4 protein-coding genes are annotated in these 7158 nt (G+C 56.5%); all 4 read left to right on the forward strand.

Annotated elements, in window-relative coordinates:
* Nucleotides 1-35: 35 nt before the first annotated feature.
* From OI69_RS17450 to OI69_RS17465, 4 genes are read left to right on the forward strand one after another with little or no spacing between them, the layout of a single operon-like run.
* A complete protein-coding gene (locus OI69_RS17450) occupies nt 36-1886 on the forward strand; it encodes a type VI secretion system Vgr family protein (RefSeq protein WP_039353445.1) in 1851 nt (616 codons plus the stop codon).
* Between the two features lie 28 nt (nt 1887-1914).
* Nucleotides 1915-2358, forward strand: coding sequence for a DUF1795 domain-containing protein (locus OI69_RS17455; protein WP_039353446.1), 444 nt, complete (start codon nt 1915-1917; stop codon nt 2356-2358).
* Entirely contained in the window at nt 2351-6640 is a 4290-nt protein-coding gene (locus tag OI69_RS17460) for an RHS repeat-associated core domain-containing protein (protein WP_039353449.1), read from the forward strand. The genes OI69_RS17455 and OI69_RS17460 overlap by 8 nt, the downstream gene beginning before the upstream one ends.
* A gap of 9 nt (nt 6641-6649) precedes the next feature.
* Nucleotides 6650-7057: a RhsIA family immunity protein gene (locus OI69_RS17465; RefSeq protein ID WP_052198396.1), complete on the forward strand. Its 408-nt coding sequence runs from the start codon at nt 6650-6652 to the stop codon at nt 7055-7057.
* Nucleotides 7058-7158: the final 101 nt, after the last annotated feature.

Raw genomic sequence — 7158 nt, forward strand, 5'->3', positions numbered from 1 at the left:
GCAGATAACGCGATGTTCAACGCGAGGGAATCAACGTGGCAAACAGTACAGGATTACAGTTCACGGTAAAGGTCGGTGCATTGCCGGAGAGCACCTTTGCGGTGGTGGATTTTCAGCTCAGCGAGGCGCTGAATCAGCCGTTTGCCCTGTCGCTGAATCTGGCGAGTGCCTTGCCGGATGTCGATTTTGGCGCGGTACTCGACCAGCCCTGTGAGCTGCTGGTGTGGTATGAAGGCGAACTGAAGCGCCGGGTCAGCGGGATTATCAGCGCGTTCGCACAGGGCGACACCGGTTTTCGTCGCACCCGCTATCAGGCCGACGTGCGTCCGGCGCTGTGGCGGCTGGGGCTGCGTACCAATGCGCGTATCTTTCAGGCACAGAAGCCGGAAGCGATTATCGGTACGTTGCTGGAAGAGGCGGGTATCACCGATTACGCCTTTGCACTGCGTCACGACCACGCGGTGCGAGAATACTGCGTGCAGTATCGGGAAAGTGATTTGGCGTTTGTCGCCCGACTGGCGGCTGAGGAAGGCCTGTACTTCTTCCATGAGTTTGAAGAAGGCAAACACCGCGTCGTCTTTGCGGATGATGCAGGGGCGCTCAGTAAAGGCCCGGAATTGTTCTTCAACCTTGCGACACAAGGCTTAAGTGAAGGCGAGTATGTGCGTCGCTTCCGCTACGCCGAAGCCGTCAGCACCGCCGAAGTCGCCCTCAAGGATTACAGCTTCAAAACCCCCGCCTACGGCCTGCTGCACAACAAGATGAGCGGCGAACTGGCGCACCAGCGTGAAAGCTATCAGCACTTTGACTACCCCGGACGCTTCAAACAAGACCCGAGCGGCAAGGCCTTTACCGGCTACCGGCTGGATGCGTTAAGAGCGGGCGCGATGACCGGCTCGGGTGAATCCAATGCCGCTATGCTGATGCCGGGCAGCAGCTTTACCTTAACCGAACATCCTAATCCGGCGCTGAATAGTGGCTGGCAACTGGTGGCCATCACCCACAGCGGGCAACAGCCGCAGGCGCTGGAAGAAGAAAGCGGCGGTGAACCCACTACCTACAGCAACAGCTTCGAGGTGATTAGCGCCAAAAGCACCTGGCGTGCCGACCTGCCGTACAAACCGATGGTCGATGGCCCGCAAATCGCCACCGTGGTCGGTCCGGCGGGCGAGGAAATCTACTGTGACGAATACGGGCGCATCAAACTGCAATTTCCGTGGGACCGCTACGGTGCCAGCGACGACCAGAGTTCGTGCTGGGTGCGTGTCAGTCAGGGCTGGGCGGGCGGTCAGTACGGCCTGATAGCCATTCCGCGTATCGGCCATGAAGTGATTGTCAGCTTCCTCGAAGGCGACCCTGACCAGCCTATCGTGACGGGCAGAACCTTCCATGCCACCAATCCCTCGCCGTATCCGCTGCCCGCCAACAAGACACGTACCTCACTGCGCACCTCAACACACAAGGGAGCGGGCTTCAACGAACTGCGTTTTGAAGACCAGGCCGGGCAGGAAGAAGTGTTTATCCATGCTCAGAAAGACATGAACACCGTGGTGTTGAATAACCGCAAGACCACCGTCACGGCTGACCATGAGGAAAGCGTGGGCGGTAATCAGGCGGTATCGGTAGTGAAAGACCAGTCCACCGAAATCCAGGGGCAGCAGAGCATCGCCATCAGCGGCGGTCGCAGCACGGTCATTGGTGACACGGAAGCACAAGGTGACGCGAACGACAGCCTACAGGTGAAAAACAACATCGCCATTCAGTCGCAGAAGGGGGACATCCTGATTGCCACGGACAAGGGATTTATTGGTATCGGTGCAGACGGGGTCATCAACATCAAGGGCACCCACATTGTCATCAACGGCCAGCAAATTGACCTGAACTGAATAACAAGAACAACAAGGAGACGTGAACATGTACCAGATGAACGAAGGCACCCTGGCCATTCCAGCGCAATGGCGTGATGAATCCCTGCATGTTTTTGTCCTGCCGGATGAAACCACCAATCTGGTGGTCAACCGCACCCCGACCGAACCCGGTCAGACACCGGAAACGGTTTATGAGAAAACGCTGGAGCAGTTTTCTACCCATCTCACGGGTTACAAAGAAATACAGGCTTGGGAACTGACGCTGGCAGGCATGCCCGCCCCCGCGCTGGAATACACCTGGCAATCCCCCGAAGGCACGATGCATCAGGTAGTCGTGATGCAGGTACGTGGCAACCTGCTGCTGACGTTCACGATTACCGCCGCTGATGTGCTGAGTGATGCCCGTAAAACGGAATTGCTGGCCGTGATTGAGACGTTTAATGCGGCTGAACCTGCTACATCGGAGGATAAGGCAGGCCGCAATGCGTGATGAAATCCTCTCCCGTATTGCACGGGTGGGTGCGATGCACGCGGGCAATCGCCCCACGCTGCCACCCGACTTACCGACCCCCGGTAGCGGCTCGCCACCGACCTCGCCGGGTAAACCCATCAAACACAGCAGCTTTCTGGGAGCGCTGCTCGGTGCCGTTGCCGGGGCGTTGGTCGCCGCAGCCGTCGCGGCTGTGGCCGTTGCCCTGGTGGGCGTCACAGGCGGGCTGGCGATTGCGCTGGTCGGTGGGCTGGCGGTGCTGGGGGCAGGCAGCCTGATATCGGCAGTCAGCGGGCGCGTCTCCGCCATGGTAGACAGTGCCTCACCGCCGGCAGGGAATGTGGACAGCGGCTCACCGAATGTCTTTGTTGAAGGCAATAAGGTTTCCCGCGCTAAAATTGATGTCGTTGTCTGTACCAAACACAACGGCCCGCAACGGATTGCGCAGGGCAGCGAAACCGTCTTCGTTAACGAGTATCCAGCCGCGCGGATTGGTGATAAAACCGAGTGCGGAGCCACCATCAAGGACGGAGCATCGACGGTGTTCTTTGGCTCTGGGCAGGCCACATTACTGAAGATTCAGGATGAATTCAGTGGTTGGCAGAAAGCGCTGTTGATTGCGGTGGAGTTCCTGGTGCCGCCAACCCGGGGGCTGTTTCGCGGGTTGGGGAAGTTGTTCTTTCGCGGCCCGAAGGCGGTGATGAAAGGGCTGGGCGCGGGCGCGCTCTGGGCAGGAAAACGTTTCACACAAAAGATGCGCTGTGCCACCCGCGCCTTTAAAGCGAACAAGGGTCGGGCGCGGGTAACGCAAGCGGCCAAAGCCTTTAAGAAAGACCCCGTCTACATCGCCAGCGGTGAAGTGATTGAAAGCCGCATTGATATCGAACTGGGGCAGACCATCCCGCTGGTGTTTGAACGTACCTATCGTACGGCGTCTTTACATGTTGGGTTGTTAGGCCACGGCTGGCAGGATAGCTGGAGCGAAGTTGCTACCGTCAGTCAGGATGAGGGCGACACCCATGTCACTATCACCCTGGCGCAAGGCTATGACATTGATTTCACCTTCGGGCTGGGTGCCACCGTGGTGTACTGCGCCGAATACCCCGAATTCAAACTGCTGCGCCGTCACAACGGCTTCCACCTGTGGCACCGCGACAGTCAGACCTGGCGGGCCTTTACCGTCAAACAGGGTGACCTGTTACTGCTGTCAGCCATTACCGACCACCACCAGAACCGTATCGACTTTCTGCGCGACCCCAAGGGCTACCTGCGCAAGGTGCGGCACAGCGACGGCATCGAACTGCTGCTGATATGGCAGGGTGACTTTCTGCGTCAGGTGCAGCGCATCGACGGCGGTCAGAAAACGGTGCTGGCCGAATACCGGCAGGATGAACAAGGCCGACTGGTCGAAGCCGATGCCGCCCATGCCTATCACCTGTTCTACGAGTATGACAACCATCATCGTCTGACGCGCTGGCACGACAACGACCAGACCTGGGCGCGGTATGAGTATGACCCTCAGGGGCGCTGTATCTACACCACCTGTGCCGACGGCTACCTGACGGCGAAGTTTGAGTACCTGGCCGACCGGGTGGTGATGACCGATGGGCTGGGTCAGCGCCATGAATACGGCTTCAATGACCTGTACCTGATGGCGTGGGAAAAATCTCCGCTCGGCCATATCACCCGTTACGAATACGACGACGTCGGCAACCTGCTGCGGGAAATCTCCCCGGCGGGCCGGGTGGTGGAATTTGCCTATCTGGATGATACCGGACTGGTCAGCACCTTCACCGACGGCAGCGGCCATCAGTGGCACTATACCTATGATGACCACGAGCGGCTTATCGGTATTACTGACCCGCTCGGACGCCACTGGGCATGGCAATATGATAGCAAGGGCAACCCGCAGAGCCTGACCGGACCGGACAACAGCGAGGTGCGCTTTGCGTGGAACCGCTACGGCCTGCTGACTGAGGTCAGCGACCAGAACGGTCAGGTACAGGCGAGCCTGTTTTACGACCACCGCCACCGCCTGTTAAGCGCCACGGATGCAGAATCCCGTACCCAGCAACTGCGTTATGACCCGCAGGACCGACTGACCACCTGGACGCGACCGGATGGCTCAACCTACCGCCTCGGTTATCGCCGTGCAAGCTGGAAGCTGCCGGAGCAACTGCTGCGCCCGGACGATAAACAAGAGCAGCGCCAGTACGACAAGCACAATAACCTGCTGAACTACACCGACGGCAACGGTGCGGTGTGGCGACAAACCTACGGCGCATTTGATTTGCTGACGTCACGTACTGACGCAGCAGGTCGCACCTGGCAGTACGAGTACGACAAAGAAAGCCAGCAGCTTGTCTGCGTGATGGCACCGGATGGCAACCGCTGGCAGTGGTGGCTGGATGCAGACGGACGTGTCATCCGTGAACGCGACATGGCGGGCACCGAAACCCACTATGGCTATGACGAAGATGGCCACTGCATCACCGTGCGTAACGGCGAAGGGGAAACCCGCCACTTCCTGTATGACGGACGCGGATTACTGATAAAAGAAAGCGCGCCGGACGACACCCTGCACTACCGCTACGATGCGGCAGGTCGGCTGACTGAAGTCACCTCCGCCACCAGTCATATCCAACTGGCGTATGACGCGCGCGACCGGGTGCTAGAGGAGCACAACAGCGGCACGGCCATCCGACGCCACTATCAGGACGCATCACATACCGTGACCCGCAACCTGTGCTGGGAAGGTGAAGAAGACAACGCGGCACTCACCAGCACCTTTCGCTACAGCGCGACGGGAGAACTGCGTCAGGTACAGTTACCAGATGGGGCGGAACTGACGCTGGCGCACGATGCTGCGGGACGTGAAGCCACCCGCCACAGCAATAGCGGTTTTACGCAACAGCGTGAATACGACGCCATGGGCTGGCTGACGCGGGAAATGAGCGGCCAGTCGGTGGACGGCCGCCTGCAACCCACCCAGACACGGGAATACCTCTACGACGGTGCAGGCAATCTGACCGGCACCCGACGCAACCGCGAAGCAGCAGGCTATCAGCTCGATGCCAGCGGGCGCGTGCTGTCGGTACTGAGCGGCGGCGCGGGGCGCGACGTCAACACCGAAGAGCAATATCGCTACACCCGCAGCGGGCTGCCGCAGGACGCTACCCGCCTGACCGACTGGCAGGCCGGACGACTGACCCAGCAGGACAACACCCACTACCAGTACGACAAGGCCGGAAGGCTGATACGTAAACAGGTGGTGCAGCCGGGCTACCGGCCTCAGGTCTGGCATTACCGCTGGGACAGTCGCAATCAGCTTCGGGTGGTGGATACACCGACTGGCGAGCGCTGGTTCTACCGCTATGACCCGTTCGGACGACGTATCGGCAAACGCTGTGAGCAAACGCAGGAGGACATCCGCTACCTGTGGGACGGCGACCAGATTGCCGAGGTACGACACTATCGTGACAACCAGCTTATCAGCCGCCGTCACTGGGTGCATAACGGCTGGGAGCTGCTGGTACAACAGCGCCAGAACGCAGATAAGAACTGGGAAACTGATTTCGTCACTAGTGGTCACAACGGCGAACCGCAGGCCATTTTTAATCAACAAGGCGAGCAGCGCTGGCAGGCACCGCGCACCAATTTATGGGGACAGCGTTATACCGATAATACTGAAAACCTCGATCCGGGACTGGCATTTGCGGGGCAATACCGTGACAGTGAAAGCGGGCTATGCTATAACCGTTTTCGGTATTATGACCCAAGCGGTGGTGGTTATATCTCGCCTGACCCTATAGGGGTAGCGGGGGGGGAGAGTAACTACGGGTATGTCTCAAATCCCATGTGTTGGGTCGATCCGTTTGGGTTGGCAAAGTGCCCGACGTTAACTCATGGGGCTAACGGGGAAATATTATCAGCCAAAGCCACCGTATCGAAAGCCGAGCTTAGAACGGGTTCTGGAACGAATCAAAGCTCCAGAGATTACGCCCGTTCATTAGGTAATCAAACCGATGATGCCGGGCACATATTAGGCAACGTGCTTGGTGGTCAAGGCGGTAAAGGGAATGTGTTCCCGCAGTTGCCTGCTATTAACCGCGGACAATACAGAGACTTTGAAAAAGTTGTGAAAGATTATATCGGGCAGCATGGTTCGGTTGATATTGAATGGGCCTTTAAATATGGCAATGGTGGAACTCGACCTACAGAAATCTACTATGACGTCTATCAAAATGGCCAGAAAGTCCTTGGTAGAATATTCAATAACTAAGGTGTTTTTATGACTGAGTTATCTAAAGCTGAAAAGGTTCTAAAAGAATTTATCATTCAAATGAATCAGTGGGAGTTGAAGTATTACCCATTATTCAGAAATGAAGGAATGACTGCGCATAAAGATGCAGCAAAAAAGGAACTTGATGATATATATGCTCTCTTCTGCACAAAAAAAGAAAGAAAACAGGGCAGGCAAGTATCGCTATCATGTGGTGAACCACCAGAGTATTCACCAGACGAAGAAGTATTAAGCAGTGAGTTAAATAAAAATAAATGTGTATTTATAACCCAGCAATACACTGAAGCAAAAAATAAGTTTCGCTATACCCTTCAATTTAAAGAAGATGAATGGCGTATTGATAAAAAAGAAAGATTCAGCTTCTATGACGATAAATGGATTAAATATAATTTATAATTAGAAACAAACCGGAAGTGATCCCCATGATCCTTCCGGCTATTTTTTACTTATTGTTTATTCAATGATGTGCGGTATCAAAGATTAATCTCCGTCTCAAT

This window comes from Pectobacterium fontis (genome assembly GCF_000803215.1).
GTDB lineage: Bacteria > Pseudomonadota > Gammaproteobacteria > Enterobacterales > Enterobacteriaceae > Pectobacterium > Pectobacterium fontis.

Coding starts and splice junctions, on each gene's coding strand:
- OI69_RS17455 (WP_039353446.1), top strand. CDS start 1,915: ATGTACCAGATGAACGAAGGCACCCTGGCCATTCCAGCGCAATGGCGT.
- OI69_RS17460 (WP_039353449.1), top strand. CDS start 2,351: ATGCGTGATGAAATCCTCTCCCGTATTGCACGGGTGGGTGCGATGCAC.
- OI69_RS17465 (WP_052198396.1), top strand. CDS start 6,650: ATGACTGAGTTATCTAAAGCTGAAAAGGTTCTAAAAGAATTTATCATT.